Genomic DNA, 19,782 nt, shown 5'->3' on the forward strand with positions numbered 1-19,782 from the left:
GAAGTTTTTTTTGTATCTATGAAGTTGAACTTCTTACTTCGCGTAACTTACTGCACGGGTTTCCCGGATTACAGTAATCTTAATCTGTCCCGGATAAGTCATTTCATCCTGAATACGTTTCGAGATATCGTATGAAAGTTGTTCGGTATCCTGATCGGTTAATTTCTCCGAACCAACAATTACACGTAATTCTCTACCCGCCTGAATAGCGTATGTCTTCAATACTCCAGGATAAGAAAGTGCCAAATCTTCAAGGTCTTTCAATCGTTTAATGTACGATTCAACCACCTCGCGACGGGCACCCGGACGAGCACCAGAAATAGCATCACAAACCTGAACGATTGGTGCAAATAATGATTGCATTTCCACTTCGTCGTGGTGAGCACCGATGGCGTTGCAAATATCCGGTTTCTCTTTGTATTTCTCGGCCAGCTTCATACCCAGTACTGCGTGTGGCAATTCCGGCTCGTCATCCGGTACTTTACCAATATCGTGTAACAATCCGGCGCGTTTTGCTTTTTTAGGATTTAATCCCAGCTCCGATGCCATTGTAGCACATAGGTTAGCTACCTCACGCGAGTGCTGCAGCAGGTTTTGTCCGTATGATGAACGGTATTTCATTTTACCAACCAAACGAATCAATTCAGGGTGTAAACCATGAATTCCGAGGTCGATGGCAGTACGTTTACCGGTTTCAATAACTTCTTCGTCAACCTGTTTTTTCACTTTCTGCACCACTTCTTCAATACGTGCAGGGTGAATACGTCCGTCGGTTACCAGCTGGTGCAAAGCCAGGCGGGCAATCTCGCGTCGTACAGGATCGAAAGCTGAAAGCACAATTGCTTCCGGAGTATCGTCAACAACAATTTCAACACCGGTAGCTGCTTCAAGTGCACGAATGTTTCGGCCTTCACGACCAATAATTCGTCCTTTAATTTCGTCACTTTCAATGTGGAAAATAGTAACAGCGTTTTCAATAGCCGTTTCGGTAGCCACACGTTGAATCGATTTTACAACGATCTTTTTAGCTTCCTTGTTGGCAGTCTGTTTCGCCTCTTCCATTATTTCGTTAATGTATGCAACGGCTTCTGTTTTGGCTTCTTCCTGTAACGATTCTACCAACTGCTCTTTTGCATCATCAGCCGAAAGTCCTGAAATTTGCTCCAGTTTTTCAAGGTGTTGTCTGTGTACTTTATCAAGCTCTTCGCTTTTGTGCTCAACACGCTGCAATTGTGTATTCAAATTCTCGCGAATAGCTTCCACTTCCCGGCGTGTAGTTTCAAATTCTTTTGTTTTGCGATTTAACTCATCGCGACGTTGATTTAAAGTTGTCTCACGTTGTTTGTACTTGTTCTCCTCCTTCGCTAACTGCGAAGTCCTTTCATTAATGTACTTTTCGTGTTCCGATTTTAACTGCAGAAATTTTTCTTTGGCCTGCAATATTTTATCTTTTTTAATCACTTCGGCCTCGGCTTTTCCTTCGCCGATAATCCGATTCTTTTTCGCCTTCAGGGCCTTATCCCACACCAGATAAGCTAAAGCGCCTCCCACAATAAACCCTGCGGCTACTCCTATTATTATATCCATATTTCAAATAATTAGTTACTAAAAAACCCGTAATAAACCTGGTCCTCGTTCGAACCGGCCTAATACGGGCTTTGATTATTTATGTATTCAGACTTTATTTCTTTTCCTTTTCCTTAAGAAAATCAGAAATATCATCCTTTATATCCTTTATATCATCAACGAATTGAGAGTAATCGCGGCTTTGTTGCTCTTCGGTGTAACGCAGTGCCACCTGAAATGCAGTCATTGCCAAAATATCCTGATTGTCGTTATCCTGAAACATCTTCCGAAATGACGAAATCGTTTCTTCAACAATCTTTGCAGCTTTTCGGTATCTCTCTTCCTCGTCGCGATTGATGTTTAGAGGGTAAACCCGTCCATCAATCTTAATATGTATTCTAAAGTCTTTATCTTTCAAAACATTACCTGTTTAGTAATGCGATACATTTATCAATCTCCCGTATCAAAAAGTCAATTCTCTGTTTAGCTTCTCCGTTTTCATCCCGTTCAGATAAAATTCGGTTGGCTACTTTTAGTTGCTCATAACTCCGACCTAATTCAACCTTTTCATGCTCCATTAATTCAATTTCCTGCTTCAGGTTCTCTACCTGTTCACTCAGCATTTTATTTTTCTGTTCCAATTCATTGTATTTTTCGAACAGTTGCTGTGTATTGCGCTTTAAATCATTAAGTAGCAAGTGATCCTCTTCGGTCATTTTAGCTGCATTTCGCGAACAAAGTTAACTTTTTTTCCTGATTGTAAAAGGAAATCAAATCGATTGCATTCTTTTTATGCTAACAAACCTATGTTAGTAGTTTGCATATGAAGAATGAAGATTACAGGACAAAGTTAAAAACAAGACTTGCAGCCGTTATAAATTAATTAAATTTGGTGCTTCCAATTAAGCCGGATAATTCATTTGATTCGAGCAATAAACATGTTTTTCCGGGTTAATCCCGACTTTGTTGAGTTCATTTTTGACTATCGAAAATGGGAACGAAACTTTGTCGCATTGAACTGTTTGCTAAGTGGAGATAAATAATACGGATTAAACAACGATGAGAACATTTTTTACAACTCTTTTTCTTTTTTTGGCCTTGTTTGGGATGGCGCAACTACGCTATTACACCGATCCGATGAAGATTCCCTTACTGCTAAGTGGAAGTTTTGCAGAGCTGCGAAGCAACCATTTTCATTCGGGCATCGATATAAAAACACAGGGTACAACAGGCTTGCCGGTTTATGCTGTTGCCGATGGAACCATTTCGCGTATTGTGGTATCGCCAACTGGTTATGGCAACGCTTTATATATCGATCATCCTAACGGAACCACCTCGGTTTACGGGCATTTAAAAGCTTTTAGTCTTGAAATTGCCAGGTATGTAAAAGATCAGCAATACAAAAAACAATCTTTTCGGGTCGACCTCCAAATTCCGTCGTATCTGTTCCCGGTTAAACAGGACGAAGAGATTGCCAAAAGCGGGAACAGCGGAAGTTCGGGCGGGCCACACCTGCATTTCGAAATTCGTGATACCAGAACGGAAGAGCCACTAAACCCTTTGAATTTTGGATTTCCGGTGAAAGATGATATTGCCCCAAAGATATTCTCAGTGTTGCTGGTTCCGCTCTCCGACAGTTCGCATGTGGCTTATTCGCGCACGCCAAAAAGTTACCCCGTGGTTTTTTACGAGGGCAAATACCACTTAAAAAACAATCCAATCATTCCGGCTTGGGGAGAGCTTGGTGTTGCCATACAAACCAATGACTATTTTAACGATTCCTACAACAAGTGCGGCATTAACCTGTTGCGGATGTCTTTGAATAACGAAGATCAGTTCTCGTTTACCCTCAACCGTTTTTCGTTTAACGATACGCGTTATCTGAACAGTCATATTGTATACAGCGCGTATAAAACGGAACAACGCCGTTATATAAAAACATGGATCGACCCGGGAAACAAACTCCCAATATACACGCACAACGGTTTAGAAGGACACATAATTCCAAAGAACGAGCAAAACGGAAAAATTGAAATAGAACTGCAGGACACATACGGAAATACCTCGTTGATTGACTTTACAATTGTGGGTAAAAATGCAAGCCTTAAACCAGATTCAATAAAAGGAGAAATTTTTGACTATAACCATTTTAATCGTTTTGCAAACGATTCGGTTCGGTTGGAGATCCCGGCAGGTGCTTTGTATTCCGATTTTCGTTTTGAATACCGCACCGAAAAGGCTTCTGACTCCTTTTTCTCCGATTATCATTTCCTCCACAACAATACCGTTCCCTTACACAAAAATGCAACAATTACCATTCGCACCGACAGCCTGCCTGCACATCTGGAATCTAAAGTAGTTATGGCTTATGTTCACCCGGTAACGGGTGAATTCAGCGCTGCCGGTGGCCGTTACCAAAATGGCTGGGTTACAACAGAAACGACTAATTTAGGCGTTTATGCAGTTACGGTTGACACCATTCCGCCGGAAATAACGCCCTTAAGCATTGCCGACAATAAACTAACTGAGGCGAACCGGATTCGTTTTAAAATCAAGGATGACCTTGCCGGCATAAATACCATTGAAGGTTTGCTCGACGAAAAATGGGCACTTTTTGAATACGATCCGAAAACAGCAACAATAACTCATTATTTCGATAAGGAGCGATTTGAAATGGGAAAAAACCATACCTTCAAATTAACAATTACCGACTATCGAAATAACAATACAGTTTATGAAACTCAATTTTGGAAGTGATTAAAATTGTGAAAAAGATGAAAAATTCCCGGGAAAGTAAAAATACGATTAAGGCCATTGGAATGATGTCGGGCACCTCACTCGACGGATTAGACATTGCGGCTGTTGAATTTACGGAGCACAACAATAAATGGGCGTTCAAATTGCAGGAAGCCGAAACCATTTCGTACACTCCTGAATGGAAAAAACGCCTTGAAAAAGCACATACACTTTCGGGAACAGAACTTACCCGGATAAATGCAGAATACGGGATATTCCTGAGCGAACAAGCAAACAGGTTTATTAATAAAACAAAATTCGCAGCTGATTTAATTGCATCGCACGGCCACACTGTTTTTCATCAACCCGAAAATGGTTTTACCCTGCAAATTGGCAGTGGAGCACATCTTGCAACAAAAAGCAATTGCCTTACAATTTGTGATTTCAGAACCGGGGATGTGGTACTCGGTGGCCAGGGAGCACCGCTTGTACCTATTGGCGACAGCCTGCTTTTTTCGGAATACGATTACTGCCTTAACCTGGGTGGTTTTGCGAATATTTCGTACGATGAAAAAGGCGTTCGTTTAGCTTTTGACAACTGCCCGGTGAACATTGTTTTAAACCCGCTGGCGGAAGAATTTGGTTTGCCCTATGATAAAAACGGCAATTTGGGCAGGAAAGGAAAAGTTGATGAAACGCTGCTGAAAAAATTAAATGCACTCTCCTACTATCACCAGCAGCCTCCAAAATCGCTGGGACGCGAATGGATCGAAGCTGATTTTCTCCCCATTCTGAATGAAACAAATTTGAATACGCAAGACAAGATGCGCACCATTTACGAGCATATTGCCGTGCAAATAACAAAAGATTTGTCGGGTAAAGGAAAAATGCTGGTAACCGGCGGCGGTGCATTCAACTCCTTTTTAATTGAACGGATGCAGGCCTTAACCACAACCGAAATCATTCTTCCTGAACCGGATTTGATCAATTACAAAGAAGCTATCGTTTTTGCATTTATGGGCGTGCTTCGTCTTAAAGAACAGGTAAACTGTCTGTCATCGGTAACCGGGGCGCAAAAGGACAGTTGCGGCGGTGTGATCTTTTTGCCCTAAATTCGGTTTAACCCCACACAAAAGATATTCTACAGCAGGGAAATTCATTTGCAGACAAAAATCATTCTCTTGTATTTTCATTCCCTCTACCTTGCCCTCAAACTAAAACTTTGAATATGAACTCAGATCCTGCAAAAAGAATTTTCGATATCCAGCAATTTGGTGAATTTGGCGGCGTAAACCCATCGATAACCGATTCTTCAACTTACACTTTTCTGGAAGGCGAAACCATGGAAGAAACATTCCTCGGCCATATGGAAGGATGTTTTTTATACTCGCGCCACTGGAATCCGAGTAATAAATTCCTTGCCGACGCACTGGCAGCCATGGAAGGAACCGAATCGGCCTGGATAACATCATCAGGAATGGCTGCCATTACCTGTTCCATATTGCAACTTTGCAAATCGGGCGACCACATAATAACCAGTGTAACCACCTATGGCGGCACCTATGCCTTTCTAAAAAACTGGCTCCCGAAATACAATATTGAGGTTTCGTTTGTTGATATCACCGATTTGGAACAGGTGAAAAATGCTTTGCGCCCCAATACAAAAATCATTTACACCGAAATGGTTACCAATCCGTTGCTTCAGGTTTCTGATATTCCCGGGTTGGCAAAAATTGCCCACGACCACCAGGCAAAAATTATGGTCGACAATACTTTTACGCCCATGATATTTTCGCCGGCCGAACTGGGTGCCGATTTTGTGGTGTACAGCATGACCAAATTTATAAACGGTAAAAACGATTGTGTTGCCGGTGCTATTTGCGGTTCTAACGAGTTTATCTCTCAGCTGTCGAATGTAAACGACGGCACGGCCATGTTGCTGGGTCCTGTTCTCGATCCTTTACGCTCGTCGAGCATACTGAAGAATCTGCACACACTGCATCTGCGTATAAAACAGCACAGCAAGAATGCCCTATTTATCGCTCAAAAACTGGAAGAAATGGACGTTTCAATAAAATACACCGGTCTGCCTAGCCATCCGCAACATGAATTGCACACACAACTCATGAACAAACAATACGGTTACGGCGGAATGCTGGCAATTGACCTGGAAACTGAAAAACGCGCCAACGAAGTGATGTTTAAAATGCAACAGGCCAATATCGGTTACCTGGCCGTTTCGCTGGGCTATTTCCGTACGCTGTTTAGCTGCTCGGGACACAGCACATCATCAGAAATTCCTGCTGAAGTTCAGAAAGAAATGGGATTATCTGATGGACTGGTGCGGTTTTCTGTTGGTTTGGACAACGATATTGAGGAAATTTTTAACCGCATAAAAAGCTGCCTGTAATACGAAATAAAAATCATTAGCCAGTTTTTTCATTTCATTATCTTTGCCCCATTGATTGAAATAAAACAGACTTAAAATGAGGAAGATTAGGGTTATAGGAATGCTCGTTCTGGCATTCATTCTTTTAAATCAGCAGCTATCGAATGCTTGTACCAATTTTTTAATTTCAAAAGGCGCTTCTATCGACGGGTCAACGATGATCACGTACGCGGCCGATTCGCACACGCTTTACGGCGAATTATATTATCAGCCGGCAGCCGATCACCCCGAAGGTGCCATGCGTAAGATTTACGAATGGGACACCGGTATTTATTTAGGTGAAATTCCGCAACCGGCACACACCTACAGTGTAATTGGCAATATGAACGAGTTTCAGTTAGCCATTTCGGAAACCACTTTTGGCGGCCGCAGCGAATTATCGAGCCAGCCGGGTGCAATTATGGACTACGGCAGTTTGATTTATGTAACACTTCAACGTGCCAAAACTGCCCGCGAAGCCATCGAGGTAATGACCGGTTTGGTTGAAGAATATGGTTATTACAGCTCGGGTGAATCATTTTCAATTGCCGATCCTGAAGAAGTTTGGATTTTAGAGATGATTGGCAAAGGACAGGGCGAAAAAGGTGCTGTTTGGGTTGCACAACGTATTCCCGATGGTTATATAAGCGGACACGCCAACCAGGCGCGTATTACAACTTTTCCTTTAAACGACTCGAAAAACTGCCTGTATTCAAAAGATGTAATTTCGTTTGCCCGCGAAAAAGGCTGGTTTATGGGCACCAATAAAGATTTTAGTTTTTCTGATGTATATGCTCCAGTTGATTTTGGTGCCGCACGTTTTTGCGATGCGCGCGTTTGGGCCGGTTTTAACAAAGTGGCCGGCGGAATGGAAGAATACACCGAGTATGCAAAAGGAATTGTGCTGCAAGGTGGCGAAAACAATTATGCAACCAACCGTTTGCCCTTGTGGGTAAAACCCGATAAACAACTTAGCGTTCAGGATGTGATGGACATGATGCGCGATCATTACGAAGGAACAGAACTGGATATGACAAAGGATTTGGGAGCCGGACCGTACGGACTGCCCTACCGCTGGCGCGGACTAACATGGGAAGTTGATTCGGTTGAATACTGTAACGAACGCGCCATTTCGACTCAGCAAACCGGCTTTTCGTTTGTGGCACAATGCCGCAACTGGTTGCCCGATCCAATTGGTGGAATTCTGTGGTTCGGCGTTGACGACACCTACTCAACCTGCTACGTTCCTATGTATTGCGGTATTACAGAAATACCGGAGTGTTTTGCAGTAGGCAACGGCGATTTGCTTACTTACAGCGAAACATCTGCATTCTGGACTTTCAGCCAGGTGGCCAACTACGCCTACCTGCGTTACAGCGATATGATTAAAGATGTAAAAATCGTTCAGCGCCAACTGGAAGATAAATTTGTAACCTACGTACCGTCAATTGATAAAGCAGCTGAAAACCTGTATAACACGGTTAATGAAGAGCAGGCCAGACAATTTATTACCGAGTTTTCGCGAAATGAAGCCGAAAATATGACCAAAGAATGGAAAAAACTCTATCATTATTTGGTGGTAAAATACACCGATGGCAACATAAAACGCGAAAGTGACGGCGAATTTGTTCGTACCGAAACAGGTATGCCGGCATCGCCAATTTTTGCAGGATACCCCGATTGGTGGTACGAAGCAATAATTAAAGCTACGGGCGACCATTTTAAAGTAAAAGGAAACAGCCATTAAAAGAAAAGTGTGTTTCAATAACTGGAACCAGGCAAATAATTGAAAATAAAGGGCAAAAGTGTTTGAGGAATTGAAAAAAACACTATTTTTGCAGCCGATTTAATGCAATCTCTTTCCCGATAATCATCGTGATACATTGCCAACTTATTAAAAATTAAGAAAATGGACTTAGTTAAATTAGTAGAGAAAGAATTTGAGGTGGAAGTAAACCACCCAAAATTCAGCGCAGGTGATACCATCACTGTTAGCTATAAAATTAAAGAGGGTAACAAAGAAAGGATTCAGAAATTCCGTGGCGTTGTTATTCAGTTACGCGGAAGCGGCAACACCAGAACTTTTACTATCCGTAAAATGTCAGGAAACATTGGTGTTGAGCGTATCTTCCCAATCAGCTCTCCTTTCATCGAGAGTATCGAGTTAAATAAACGTGGTAGCGTTCGTCGTAAGCGTATCTTCTACTTGCGTAACTTAACAGGTAAAAAAGCCCGTATCAAAGAAAAAAGATTCTAAAAATTGCATCGCAATATTGAAAAGGTCTCCGTTTAGGAGGCCTTTTTTTATGCTTTCCCCTCGCCCGTAATGCCTCAGACAAACTCAAAACATACCGTCCGCACGTGCGGAAACTCTCCCTAAAAATTAAAATAAGGTTTCCGCAACCATGGAAAGTTAGTCTGAAGTTTATTTCAAGACTTCCGCAGCTCCGGAAAGTTTCCCCAAAGTTGAAAACAGACTTTCGGGATTTCCCGACAAGCAGAAAGTAGATGAAAACAAGCATTCGGGGCCACCCGACGAGCAGAAACAAACTCCCGACAAGTATTCGGAGAGTTCCGCAGCTCCCAAAAAATTCATAACTTCAAAGTGTAATCAATTGTTGGATGAACCTACCAATACCATAGGTCATTAAACAATATGTACATCAAATGACTTTCACATCATAACAAATGAATCATTTTAACATACAAATACCAGTTCTATGAAATTTTTCACATCCTTTATTTTGCTGACCTTCGTTGTTTCAGCCTTTGCCAATGCGCAGGGAACACGATTGCTGCGTCAGCCAACTATTTCTGCTGAAAGTATTGTTTTTGTTTATGCCAACGACCTCTGGAAGGTTGACCGAAACGGTGGCGACGCCATTCGCTTAACCACAAACGAAGGGCAGGAATCGAATCCACACTTTTCGAACGATGAAAAATGGATCGCTTTTTCGGCACAGTACGATGGCAATACCGACGTGTACGTAATTCCTGCCGAAGGAGGATCGCCCAAACGATTAACCTGGCATCCTGATGCTGATGTCGTTCAGGGATGGACACCCGACGGCAAAGTAATGTTTCGTTCGGGAAGAGAAGCACGCCCTACACAAACAAGCAAGTTTTTTACCGTATCAACGGAAGGCGGATTGCCAAAAGCATTGGATATTCCGCGCGCTGCATTTGGCGAACTTTCTGCTGATGGAAAACAGATCGCCTACATCCCTATTACTTTTTGGGATCCTGAATGGCGCAACTATCGCGGCGGACAGGCAATGCCGGTTTGGATTGTTAACATGAAAACCAAGGAACTCATTCGCACTCCGCAACCTACCAAAGAGCGTCACCTCGATCCTGTGTGGTTTAAAAACAAAGTTCTCTACTTGTCGGAGCGCGATTATGCCAGCAATATCTGGTCGTTCGATCCAAAAACCAAAGAAGAGCAACAACTCACCAGGCAGGCGCAGTTTGATGTTAAAAGCCTTGATGCCTGCCGCGATGCAGTGGTGTACGAATGTGGCGGCTACCTGCATTTGCTGAATCCCGAAACCGGTGATGACAAACAACTTGCAATCAACGTAAAAGGCGATATGAATTTTGCACGCGAACGCTGGGAATCGTTTTCTGCCGGCAATCTTACTAATCCAAACATTTCGCCAAACGGCAAACGCGCCGTATTTGAGTATCGGGGTGAAATTTTTACCGTGCCAAAAGAAAAAGGTACCTGGAGAAATATTACCAACACATCGGGAGTGGCCGACCGCTACCCCGTTTGGTCGCCGGAAGGTGATCAGATTGCCTGGTTTAACGATGCCGGTGATGAATACAAACTGGTTGTTGCCGATCAGTTTGGTCAGAATCAAAAGACTTATACGCTTGAAAATCCAACCTTCTATTTCCGCCCCGAATGGTCGCCGGATGGGAAACGAATAACCTACACCGATACCGATTACAATATTTGGGTAATCGAACTGGAATCGGGCGTGGTAACAAAAGTAGGCACGGATATTTTTGCGCATCCAAACCGTGAAATGCAACCCGTTTGGTCGCCCGACAGTAAGTGGATTGCCTATGCACGTCAGCTGAACAGTAGTTTTAAAGCCGTTTTCGTGTATAATATCGACACAAAGGAAACGCTTCAGCTAACCGATGGAATGGCCGATGTGTTAACACCAGCGTGGGATGCAAGTGGCAAATACATGTACATTCTGGCCAGTACCAATTATGGTTTGGCAACCGGCTGGCTCGATATGAGTTCATATGATCCGGATGTAACAAGAAGTCTGTATTGTATTGTTTTATCGAAAGATGAAGCCTCGCCTATTCTTCCAACCAGCGACGACGAAGAGGTAGAAAAAGAGGAAGATGACGAGGAAAAGGAGGATGAGATAAAAGTTACCATTGACGTGGATGGTATCTCGGAACGAATTGTTGCACTGAATATGCCCAACCGAAACTACATGGGTCTGGTGCAAGGACCTGAAAAAACAGTGTTTGTTGCTGAATCGGTACCGAATCAAAGCGGATTAACCATTCATAAATACGAAGCAAAAGACAATAAAGCCGAAGAATTTTTGACAGGTGTACGGAACATGGTAACGTCGGCCGACCGAAAGAACGTTCTTTACCGTAAAGGCAGCTCCTGGGCAATTTCCGGAACCGGAAGCAAACCATCAAATGGCGACGGAAATCTGAAAACCGACATGAAGATCAAGATTGTTCCGTCGGAAGAATACCGGCAAATGTTTGATGACTCCTGGCGTTTTATGCGCGATTTCCTTTATGTTGACAATGTACATGGTGCGCCCTGGGATAAAATTTACGACTGGTATTCGCCAATGGTAAAACATGCCCGCCACCGTACTGATATGAATTACATTATCGACATGATCAGCGGCGAAGTAGCTATAGGCCATTCATATGTAGCCGGTGGCGATATGCCCGACATCGACAGGGTACCAATTGGTTTACTCGGCTGCGATTTGGTGGAAGAAAACGGCTACTATAAAATTACCAAAATATACAATGGCGAAAGCTGGAACCCCGATATCAAAGCACCGCTGGCTGCACCCGGTCTTGACGTAAAAGAAGGAGATTACCTTCTTGCCATAAATGGCAAGGAAATTAAAGCACCAACGAATCCTTACAGTCTTTTTGAGCAAACATCGGGGCGCCAAACGCTAATTAAAGTGGGCTCAACAACTTCGATTGACGATGCAAAGGAAATCACAGTTGAACCGGTTTCAAACGAACGCAATTTGCGCTCCATCGCCTGGATTGAAGATAACCGACGGAAAGTGAATGAATTATCCGGCGGAAAGCTGGCTTACGTTTACCTGCCAAATACCGGAGGCGGTGGTTTTGCATCGTTTAACCGCTATTACTTTGCGCAACAGGATAAAAAGGGAGTTGTGCTTGATGAGCGGAACAATGGCGGTGGCTCGGCAGCCGATTATATGATTGATGTAATGAGCCGCACTTTGCTTGGTTATTTCAACAGCAAGGCCAATGATAACCGTCCGTGGACAACACCAATGGCCGGCATTTGGGGACCGAAAGTAATGATCATTAACGAACGTGCTGGCTCGGGTGGCGACCTGTTACCCTACATGTTTAAAGAAAAGGATCTTGGTCCGTTAATTGGCACAAGAACCTGGGGAGGACTGGTTGGCACCTGGGATACGCCACCACTGATTGACGGCGGACGTATTGTTGCGCCTCGTGGCGGTTTCTTTGATGTTGATGGCGAATGGGCAGTTGAAGGAGAAGGAGTTGCTCCGGACATTGAAGTCATTCAGGAACCAAAACTTATTTTGCAGGGTCGCGATCCGCAATTGGAGAAAGCAGTGGAAGTTGCCCTCGAGAAGTTAAAAGGAAATGAATTTCAGCTAAAACCGGAACCGGCTGCACCTGTTCGCTGGAAACGCCCGGATGGTTTTAAAGCCAACTAAAGACGGCATAAAAAAGCCCCGTTCCTCCATTTCTAGAAGGAACGGGGCTTTTTTCTTCATCTAAAATACCCTTCCTCTTATCCTTTCCTGCAAGCAAGGAAGGACGGTTGGACAGTGGATGTTCACATCAAATGCATCAATTTATTTAAATCGTATTTACTTGTGGAGGCTGATCGTCTTTCCCTTCAAGGAAGAGAGATAAGAGTGAGGGTAGCGTTTCCGGAAGTAAATTCCGGATTCTCGATAGTAATCAGAGTTAACCGCCTGATCGTTTTACCTTATAACCATCAGCTTTAAGCAGTTCAACAATACGCTCGCAAAAGTCGCCCTGAATAAGGATCTCACCATCTTTAACGGTGCCGCCTACCCCACATTTCGACTTGAGTTTTTTACCCAACTCTTTCAGGTCATCGTCAGATCCAACAAATCCGGTTACCAGTGTTACAGCTTTTCCTTTTCGTTTTTTACGATCCAGCATTACCCGTAAATCCTGCTGCCTGGCAGGCAAAGTGTTCTGCTCTTCCTGTTCGTCCTTATTATAGTTAAAATCAGGATTGGTTGAAAATACCACTCCTAATCGTTCTTTCCAGTCATTATTCGACATGTTACCTCCAAATTACTATTAAACTTCCTGTAAAATAAGCCACTACCCAGAATAAATAAGCGGCTTTCGTATAAATAATATGAGTTTTATGTGCCTTGCAGTCGCGACCTTCGGCGATATACATTTTCCAACACCATATTGCCTCCACCAACATGACTAAAAACGCTGTTGCACCAAGAAAACCGTGCAAGGTAAAGGGAGATCCCTTTGAGCCCAAAACCATTAAAGTTATTGCAACAATATCCAGTACTACGCCTATCGACAAAAAGGTAACTACAATTCGTCCAACAATTCTGAATCGCACCAACGAAATGCTTCCAACGCCGTAGGCCAGAAACGACAGGGTTATTACAAATGCACCAATAATGGCTAATGGATTCATATTACTCTGTTATTCGGGTTGTAAGATAATATTATCTGCGTAAATATTCACCCTAACAATAAGTTGGTTCAGTTTTTAATCAAACTTTAACCGGCCGTTTGTATCTCGTTTACTCAGTAGCAGGTTTTTTATTTCCCCGTTTTTATTCACCTGTACAATGTTGCTCTGGTCGCGAAAAACATCGGTTAGCAAATTACAGTCTACCTCTATATTCTTAAGGTCGGTAATATTACCGATCTCCATGTAGGTCCAAACTACGTCTGTCTCCAGCTCCTTGCCAACAAATGCTGCTTCAACATCCTTGTCGTTTACCTTCAGCCGGATACTCTTTTTTAAATAATCATAAATATATTCGTCGGTATGCGCGTCTTCCCGCGTTTCGCCAATGTAAAGTTTATTGTGTCCTTCTTCCGACAATCCTTCGATCAGATCGTCGACAAAGATCTTTACCGAAATTTCGAGTGATTGGTTTTGCTCATTAAAATCTATCTGGCAAATACTCACATAAAAAGGATGTGCATTGGAGAAAAACACCCCTAAAAAAAGAAACAAAACCGGTAGAATTATTTTTTTACTTATTTTCATGCCCTTCAAATTATTGGGCAAAAGTAAAAATTTTATGAGTTTATTCGAGATGTACCTCAAATTGGGGTTCAAACACATTATTGACATTCATGGTTACGACCACATTGTTTTTGTTTTGGCCTTATGTGCCGGTTACAATTTAAGCCAGTTTAAAAAGATATTTATACTGATTACGGCTTTCACCATTGGCCACTCGATTACGCTGGCCCTATCCACATTAAACGTCGTTAATGTTTCGTCCGATATAATTGAATTCCTGATACCGGCCACCATTTGTGTTACGGCCATTGCCAATATTATTCCGTTTAAAGCCAAAAATAACCGGGTGGTATATGTATTAACTTTATTTTTTGGTCTGATACACGGACTGGGATTTTCAAACTACCTGAAACAACTGTTGGGGCGCGAGTCGAATATCTTAACACCCTTGCTGGCCTTTAACATCGGACTCGAATTAGGGCAACTGCTGATACTTGCCATCTATTTTGCGCTGATGTTTATCACCGTACAATTGTTTCGGTCGAAAAGCGATTTCTGGCGCATTTTTGTATCCGGTATGGCCTTTGGTATTTCTATTATTTTAATGATAGAGAAAGCACCGGCCGTTTTTTAAACTTTCGTTTTATAACAAATCCGAAGCCATTGCAAGCTTTTGTAAACAAATTGTATTTTTTATAGTAGAAATTACAATAACTTAAAAGTATTGCTAATTTTGTTCGCCTAGCATTTTGGCATCGATATTAGACATTTAATTACATAATGAAAAAATTAGCACTTTTTATTACCTTTTTCGTATCTGCCTGTGCCGTTTCGCTGGCTCAGGAAAACATTAACCTGAATAAGTTCAGGCAGTTAAAACAAGAGTTGGCAACACCTAATGTTTACCGTACCGCATCGGGAGCACCGGGGCACGAGTACTGGCAACAAAAGGCCGATTACAAAATGAACATCAGGCTGGACGATGAAACCCAGCGAATTTATGGCGAAGAAACCATTACCTACCACAACCAGTCGCCCGATATGCTGAAATATTTATGGTTGCAACTCGACCAGAATATGCGTGCAAAGGATTCGGACACCTACAAAACAATGACTTCAGGATTAAATCAGCGTGTTTCATTTGGTCAGTTGAAACGCATGATGTACGATTTTGATGGTGGTTTTAAACTGGATTATGTGCAGGATGCCGATGGAAACGATTTACCGGCAACCATTAATAAAACCATGATGCGTGTTGATTTACCCGAAACATTAAAACCGGGCGAGTCATTCACTTTTAAAGTAAAATGGTGGTACAACATTAACGACCGCCTTACTGATGGTGGCCGCTCGGGTTACGAATATTTTAAAAACGAAGACAACTACATTTATACCATTGCACAGTTTTACCCACGTATGGCCGTTTATAACGAAGTGGAAGGCTGGCAACACAAACAGTTCCTCGGAACCGGCGAATTTACCCTGCCCTTTGGCGACTTTGAAGTAAGCCTTACCGTTCCGGCCGACCACGTGGTGGGGGCTACAGGAGTTCTTCAGAACACCGACGAGGTATTGACTCAGGAACAGATCGATCGTTTTGAAAAAGCAAAAGCCGATACGGAAGATCCTGTTTTTATTGTATCTCCTGAAGATGCACTAAAGGCTGAAAAAGGAAAAGTAAAAAAAGAAAAAACATGGGTATTTAAAGCCGAAAATGTGCGCGACTTCGCTTTTGCCAGCTCGCGTAAATTTATCTGGGATGCAATGGCCGTAAAATTTGGCGACCGCACCGTAATGGCCATGTCGTATTACCCAAAAGAAGGCAACCCGCTGTGGGAGCAATACTCAACACGCGTGGTGGCGCATACCGTAAAAACCTACTCGAAATTTACTTTCGACTACCCTTACCCGGTAGCCATTTCGGTACACACCGACCGCATTGGAATGGAATACCCGATGATTTGTTTTAACGGTGGCCGCCCCCAAAGCGACGGTACTTACAGCAAGCGCACCAAATACGGAATGATAGGTGTTATCATTCACGAAGTGGGACACAACTTCTTCCCGATGATCGTGAATTCCGACGAACGCCAGTGGACCTGGATGGACGAAGGATTAAATACATTCGTACAGTTATTAACCGAACAGGAATGGGAACCTGGTTACCCATCGTCGCGCGGAGTAGCAGCCAACATTGTTCCTTACATGAGTGGCGACAAAAAATTTATTTCGCCGGTGATGACCAACTCCGAGTCGGTTTGGAACCTGGGTAGCAACGCTTACGCCAAACCGAGTACCGCACTAAACATTTTGCGCGAAACCGTTATGGGCCGTGATCTGTTCGACTATGCGTTTAAAGAATATGCACAACGCTGGATGTTTAAACACCCTACCCCTGCCGATTTCTTCCGCACCATGGAAGATGCTTCGGGAGTTGATTTGGACTGGTTCTGGCGCGGATGGTTCTTTACCACCGACCACTGCGATATTTCGATGGAGAACGTAAAATGGTACCAGGCAAATACACAAGATCCGGAGGTGGAAAAACCACTAAAAAAAGCCACCGACGAAGAGGCAGCTATTTCCATTACCACCATGCGCAACAAAGCATTTGCCAATGAAACATACCGGGCTAAAAACCCTGAAGCTGCCGATTTTTATACCACCTACGACGAATACAAAGTAACCAAAGAAGATAAAGAGGAGTACGATCGGTTTGTAAAAAGCCTGAGCAAGGAAGAAAAAGAATTGCTGGGTGCCAACCTGAACTTCTACCAGATTGATTTTAAGAATTTGGGCGGACTGGTAATGCCGGTGATCCTGAAATTTGAATTTACCGACGGAACAGAAGAGCTTCAGTATATTCCTGCCGAGATTTGGCGGAAAAACAACGAAGAAGTATCGAAGGTGTTTATGTTTAGCAAAGAGGTGGAGCAAATCATCCTCGACCCCTACCGCGAAACTGCCGATACCGATTTGAACAACAACTACTGGCCCGAGCGTAAACAGCCAACCCGTTTCGAACTGTATAAATCGAGATTTGGCGGTGGCCGATACTCCGGAGGTGGCGAAAACCCCATGCAAAAGGCAAAAAAGAAATAATCCTAACCGCGATTTAAATAAATCAGAAAGGAAGCACTCCGATAGGAAGTTTGCTTCCTTTTTTTGTGATAGTCCTCTGAAAACCAATAGCAAATTCTGAATAAACGATATCCAAATCAACTGCAGTTTGATACGTTTTGCCTTGTTCTGCATTGGATATTCGTTATTGAATATTGGTCATTTTACCTACCCCTTCAAAAGTTATTTTTTATGTATAGAGTAGCTTACAAAAGGAGCCGGAAATCATCGGCATTCAGGATATTCATCAGAATTGCTTTCACTTTCAAATATAGCTTCCTGCCCTTGCTCCAAATACAATAAAGCAGTTTCATGCTCCCGTTTTGGTTTACATAGTATTTATTTCTATTTTTATTCCACCTTTTCACCCGGCGACACAGGAAGAAGATTCAAAGCAGTGGAGCGCGCCCCAGGAAAATACGATTTATACAAAATTTAAAAACTTATGCTATAAGCGATGTATGTGTAATACACTTACACATACGTTAGCTGCCATTAGTAAGAAATGAAACTACATAATATCATATAAATATGGAAATGTACTTAGATAACATGGATAAGAGACTTTTAATGTTCTATCCTATTATAGCATTGTATATTTCAATGCTGTTAATTCTATTAGAAAGATTTGCACTTCGTTTTTTAACTAGAATTACAAAAAAATATAAATTTCTTGAAGAATCTGATTTACATGTAACTTCATCGAATTTATGGAAAAGAATAGCACGAGACCTTTGTTTACTGGCAATTAATGCAGATATTTTGGCTATTATTCTAATGGGGCCAGAATGTCTTTGTGGTGACCAAATCATGCCGTTAATTTTAGCGGTTGCACACATTTATTTGTATTTAATTATTATAATTTTTGGTGCAAGACAAGCTATTAAATCTTATTTGTCAAATAATCCGACATATACAATGATGTATTTAATCTTAGGATTGACTGCAATATTAACTAATGCATTCACTATTCAACTATTCATTTATTAATTATGGCAAAAAATAAATTATCTAACTGGATAGTAGGTATTGGTTCAAGTCTGATAGCAACTTTGATTGTAATCTTTTTTCCAAAGATAATTGGTCTATTTAAAGGAGACTCTTACGATTCTGTTTATTTTATTCAAAAAAATACTATTGGAAACATCTGTACTCAGACTCTATATTTAGAAAACCTATCGACACGAGAATTACTAATATCTGATTTCAATATTGAAACAAAAAAAGCTGTGGACTTAGTAAGTTCAGATTTATATAATCTGCTAAATAAAGACTCGAAAAGTGTTAAGGTTATTGGAGATTCGACATTAAAAATCTTTAAATTGCAGGTTCCTGTTTATTTATCTGAGAACAATGTCTTAAGAATGATTTTCACATCCTCATATAAGAATGAGATATCAATCAGCGATAATTGGATTGAACTAAAATGTCCTACAGGGAAAGTTAATAACGGTAGACCAAATTATAGAAATGCGACATTAATAAATAGAAATGACTATCAATTGGAGAAGAGTAAGAAGATAACTAAGAATCTAATATTTGTAGTCGTATTTTTGATTTTATTAACAATAACTGTCGTGATAGTAGTATTTAGAAAACGAAATAACGGCAGCTAACACGCGGTATAAAACATTGGGGTTTAAGTGGTTATTTAAGCATTCAGCCACGCATCAAGTTCGGTGTAACTGGACAGGAAAGTAGCCCGCAATCCCCAACGATTTCATACCGCAACCGTTAACAACAAAAATAACCATTACAAAAATCCAAACTCCCATATTAGCATATCGGAATTGTTCTATTAACTTATTTAGGTCAAAAAAGTCCCTGTATCAAGCCTTTCAGAAGCTTTTTACCAACTCAAAAAATCAGGGTAGAACCATTCTACCCAAGGGAATTATCCTTTTACCCTAAGGAATCATAGATATTCCCTATGGGATTACTCCTGTACCCTAGGGAATATCTATTATACCCAAGGGAATTGTCTTTCTTACCAAGGGAATAATCGTGCTCCCCAAGCAGATTGTCTTGGTTTCCTATTCTTTTCCTAAAGCTGCTTTAACTTCTGCCACTGTTTTTGCGGCATTACCAACAAAAAGTTTTCCGTCAATCTCAAATACCGGGCGTTTCAGAAAAGTGTAATCCCTTAGCAAAAGCTTTTTATAATCGGCATCAGATTTTACCGGGTTGGCTTCAAGAGCAGCTTTTAATTTCCGGGCGCGTTTATTTATGAGTGCTTCGTAGCTTTTAGTATGTGCGTACAGGCTTTCAACCTGCTCTTCGGTAATTGGTTCGGTTTTTATATCCTGCTTCTCAAAACTTTCGTCAACGTTTACTTCTTTCATTATTCGTTTGCAGGTATCACAAGTCGACAGGTAATATACTTTTCTTTTCATTCCGGTTATCTTTTGTGTCCGAAAGATAATTATTTGCT

General features: G+C 41.9%; 17 protein-coding genes. 10 read left to right on the top strand and 7 right to left on the bottom strand.

The window, feature by feature from the left end; translation table 11 throughout:
• Nucleotides 1–33 precede the first annotated feature (33 nt).
• From rny to LH29_RS20255, 3 genes are all read right to left on the bottom strand, one after another.
• Entirely contained in the window at nucleotides 34–1,587 is a 1,554-nt protein-coding gene (gene rny / locus LH29_RS20245) for a ribonuclease Y (protein WP_045033105.1), read from the bottom strand.
• Nucleotides 1,588–1,681: 94 nt separating this feature from the next.
• A complete protein-coding gene (locus LH29_RS20250; RefSeq protein WP_045033106.1) occupies nucleotides 1,682–1,984 on the bottom strand; it encodes a cell division protein ZapA in 303 nt (100 codons plus the stop codon).
• 4 nt (nucleotides 1,985–1,988) lie between these two features.
• Nucleotides 1,989–2,282, bottom strand: coding sequence for a hypothetical protein (locus LH29_RS20255; protein WP_045033108.1), 294 nt, complete (start codon nucleotides 2,280–2,282; stop codon nucleotides 1,989–1,991).
• A 343-nt stretch (nucleotides 2,283–2,625) separates the two neighbouring features.
• Here LH29_RS20255 and LH29_RS20260 point away from each other — a divergent pair, with 343 nt between their 5' ends.
• From LH29_RS20260 to LH29_RS20285, 6 genes are all read left to right on the top strand, one after another.
• Entirely contained in the window at nucleotides 2,626–4,323 is a 1,698-nt protein-coding gene (locus LH29_RS20260; RefSeq protein WP_045033109.1) for a M23 family metallopeptidase, read from the top strand.
• Nucleotides 4,324–4,340: 17 nt separating this feature from the next.
• On the top strand, nucleotides 4,341–5,414 hold the full coding sequence (locus LH29_RS20265) for an anhydro-N-acetylmuramic acid kinase (RefSeq protein WP_045033235.1): 1,074 nt from the start codon (nucleotides 4,341–4,343) through the stop codon (nucleotides 5,412–5,414).
• A 116-nt stretch (nucleotides 5,415–5,530) separates the two neighbouring features.
• Nucleotides 5,531–6,712, top strand: a complete 1,182-nt coding sequence (locus LH29_RS20270) for an aminotransferase class V-fold PLP-dependent enzyme (protein WP_045033110.1) — start codon at nucleotides 5,531–5,533, stop codon at nucleotides 6,710–6,712.
• A gap of 76 nt (nucleotides 6,713–6,788) precedes the next feature.
• Nucleotides 6,789–8,477 carry a dipeptidase gene (locus LH29_RS20275; RefSeq protein ID WP_045033111.1) on the top strand — a complete coding sequence of 563 codons (1,689 nt, stop codon included), beginning with the start codon at nucleotides 6,789–6,791 and terminating at the stop codon, nucleotides 8,475–8,477.
• Nucleotides 8,478–8,639: 162 nt separating this feature from the next.
• Nucleotides 8,640–8,987 (top strand): 50S ribosomal protein L19, encoded by a 348-nt coding sequence (gene rplS, locus LH29_RS20280; protein WP_045033113.1) that lies wholly within the window; start codon nucleotides 8,640–8,642, stop codon nucleotides 8,985–8,987.
• A 463-nt stretch (nucleotides 8,988–9,450) separates the two neighbouring features.
• The gene (locus LH29_RS20285; protein WP_045033114.1) at nucleotides 9,451–12,681 is read left to right on the top strand and encodes a S41 family peptidase; all 3,231 of its coding nucleotides are present in this window, start codon (nucleotides 9,451–9,453) and stop codon (nucleotides 12,679–12,681) included.
• 256 nt (nucleotides 12,682–12,937) lie between these two features.
• On the opposite strand, the gene LH29_RS20290 is transcribed toward LH29_RS20285, so the two are convergent.
• The 3 genes from LH29_RS20290 to LH29_RS20300 all read right to left on the bottom strand — a co-directional run bounded on the left by LH29_RS20290 (nucleotide 12,938) and on the right by LH29_RS20300 (nucleotide 14,252).
• Complete coding sequence (locus LH29_RS20290) at nucleotides 12,938–13,285, bottom strand: translation initiation factor (protein ID WP_045033115.1); 348 nt, start codon at nucleotides 13,283–13,285, stop codon at nucleotides 12,938–12,940.
• A gap of 1 nt (nucleotide 13,286) precedes the next feature.
• Nucleotides 13,287–13,667 carry a hypothetical protein gene (locus LH29_RS20295; protein ID WP_045033117.1) on the bottom strand — a complete coding sequence of 127 codons (381 nt, stop codon included), beginning with the start codon at nucleotides 13,665–13,667 and terminating at the stop codon, nucleotides 13,287–13,289.
• Nucleotides 13,668–13,742: 75 nt separating this feature from the next.
• Nucleotides 13,743–14,252 (bottom strand): DUF6702 family protein, encoded by a 510-nt coding sequence (locus LH29_RS20300; RefSeq protein ID WP_045033118.1) that lies wholly within the window; start codon nucleotides 14,250–14,252, stop codon nucleotides 13,743–13,745.
• 34 nt (nucleotides 14,253–14,286) lie between these two features.
• On the opposite strand from LH29_RS20300, the gene LH29_RS20305 reads away from it, so the two are divergent.
• From LH29_RS20305 to LH29_RS20320, 4 genes are all read left to right on the top strand, one after another.
• Entirely contained in the window at nucleotides 14,287–14,865 is a 579-nt protein-coding gene (locus LH29_RS20305) for a HupE/UreJ family protein (RefSeq protein WP_045033236.1), read from the top strand.
• Between the two features lie 146 nt (nucleotides 14,866–15,011).
• Complete coding sequence (locus LH29_RS20310) at nucleotides 15,012–17,333, top strand: M1 family metallopeptidase (RefSeq protein WP_045033119.1); 2,322 nt, start codon at nucleotides 15,012–15,014, stop codon at nucleotides 17,331–17,333.
• A gap of 570 nt (nucleotides 17,334–17,903) precedes the next feature.
• Nucleotides 17,904–18,341, top strand: a complete 438-nt coding sequence (locus LH29_RS20315; RefSeq protein WP_157493776.1) for a hypothetical protein — start codon at nucleotides 17,904–17,906, stop codon at nucleotides 18,339–18,341.
• 2 nt (nucleotides 18,342–18,343) lie between these two features.
• Complete coding sequence (locus LH29_RS20320; RefSeq protein ID WP_045033122.1) at nucleotides 18,344–18,967, top strand: hypothetical protein; 624 nt, start codon at nucleotides 18,344–18,346, stop codon at nucleotides 18,965–18,967.
• A gap of 417 nt (nucleotides 18,968–19,384) precedes the next feature.
• Here the strand turns inward: LH29_RS20320 and LH29_RS20325 are convergent, their stop codons facing one another.
• Nucleotides 19,385–19,744 (bottom strand): arsenate reductase family protein, encoded by a 360-nt coding sequence (locus LH29_RS20325; RefSeq protein ID WP_045033123.1) that lies wholly within the window; start codon nucleotides 19,742–19,744, stop codon nucleotides 19,385–19,387.
• Nucleotides 19,745–19,782 lie beyond the last annotated feature (38 nt).

This window comes from Draconibacterium sediminis (assembly GCF_000949475.1).
GTDB lineage: Bacteria > Bacteroidota > Bacteroidia > Bacteroidales > Prolixibacteraceae > Draconibacterium > Draconibacterium sediminis.

Excerpts from the sequence above, each read along its gene's own strand:
- rny (WP_045033105.1), bottom strand. The coding sequence starts at position 1,587 with ATGGATATAATAATAGGAGTAGCCGCAGGGTTTATTGTGGGAGGCGCT.
- LH29_RS20255 (WP_045033108.1), bottom strand. The coding sequence starts at position 2,282 with ATGACCGAAGAGGATCACTTGCTACTTAATGATTTAAAGCGCAATACA.
- LH29_RS20260 (WP_045033109.1), top strand. The coding sequence starts at position 2,626 with ATGAGAACATTTTTTACAACTCTTTTTCTTTTTTTGGCCTTGTTTGGG.
- LH29_RS20265 (WP_045033235.1), top strand. The coding sequence starts at position 4,341 with ATGAAAAATTCCCGGGAAAGTAAAAATACGATTAAGGCCATTGGAATG.
- LH29_RS20270 (WP_045033110.1), top strand. The coding sequence starts at position 5,531 with ATGAACTCAGATCCTGCAAAAAGAATTTTCGATATCCAGCAATTTGGT.
- LH29_RS20275 (WP_045033111.1), top strand. The coding sequence starts at position 6,789 with ATGAGGAAGATTAGGGTTATAGGAATGCTCGTTCTGGCATTCATTCTT.
- rplS (WP_045033113.1), top strand. The coding sequence starts at position 8,640 with ATGGACTTAGTTAAATTAGTAGAGAAAGAATTTGAGGTGGAAGTAAAC.
- LH29_RS20285 (WP_045033114.1), top strand. The coding sequence starts at position 9,451 with ATGAAATTTTTCACATCCTTTATTTTGCTGACCTTCGTTGTTTCAGCC.
- LH29_RS20290 (WP_045033115.1), bottom strand. The coding sequence starts at position 13,285 with ATGTCGAATAATGACTGGAAAGAACGATTAGGAGTGGTATTTTCAACC.
- LH29_RS20295 (WP_045033117.1), bottom strand. The coding sequence starts at position 13,667 with ATGAATCCATTAGCCATTATTGGTGCATTTGTAATAACCCTGTCGTTT.
- LH29_RS20300 (WP_045033118.1), bottom strand. The coding sequence starts at position 14,252 with ATGAAAATAAGTAAAAAAATAATTCTACCGGTTTTGTTTCTTTTTTTA.
- LH29_RS20305 (WP_045033236.1), top strand. The coding sequence starts at position 14,287 with ATGAGTTTATTCGAGATGTACCTCAAATTGGGGTTCAAACACATTATT.
- LH29_RS20310 (WP_045033119.1), top strand. The coding sequence starts at position 15,012 with ATGAAAAAATTAGCACTTTTTATTACCTTTTTCGTATCTGCCTGTGCC.
- LH29_RS20315 (WP_157493776.1), top strand. The coding sequence starts at position 17,904 with ATGGATAAGAGACTTTTAATGTTCTATCCTATTATAGCATTGTATATT.
- LH29_RS20320 (WP_045033122.1), top strand. The coding sequence starts at position 18,344 with ATGGCAAAAAATAAATTATCTAACTGGATAGTAGGTATTGGTTCAAGT.
- LH29_RS20325 (WP_045033123.1), bottom strand. The coding sequence starts at position 19,744 with ATGAAAAGAAAAGTATATTACCTGTCGACTTGTGATACCTGCAAACGA.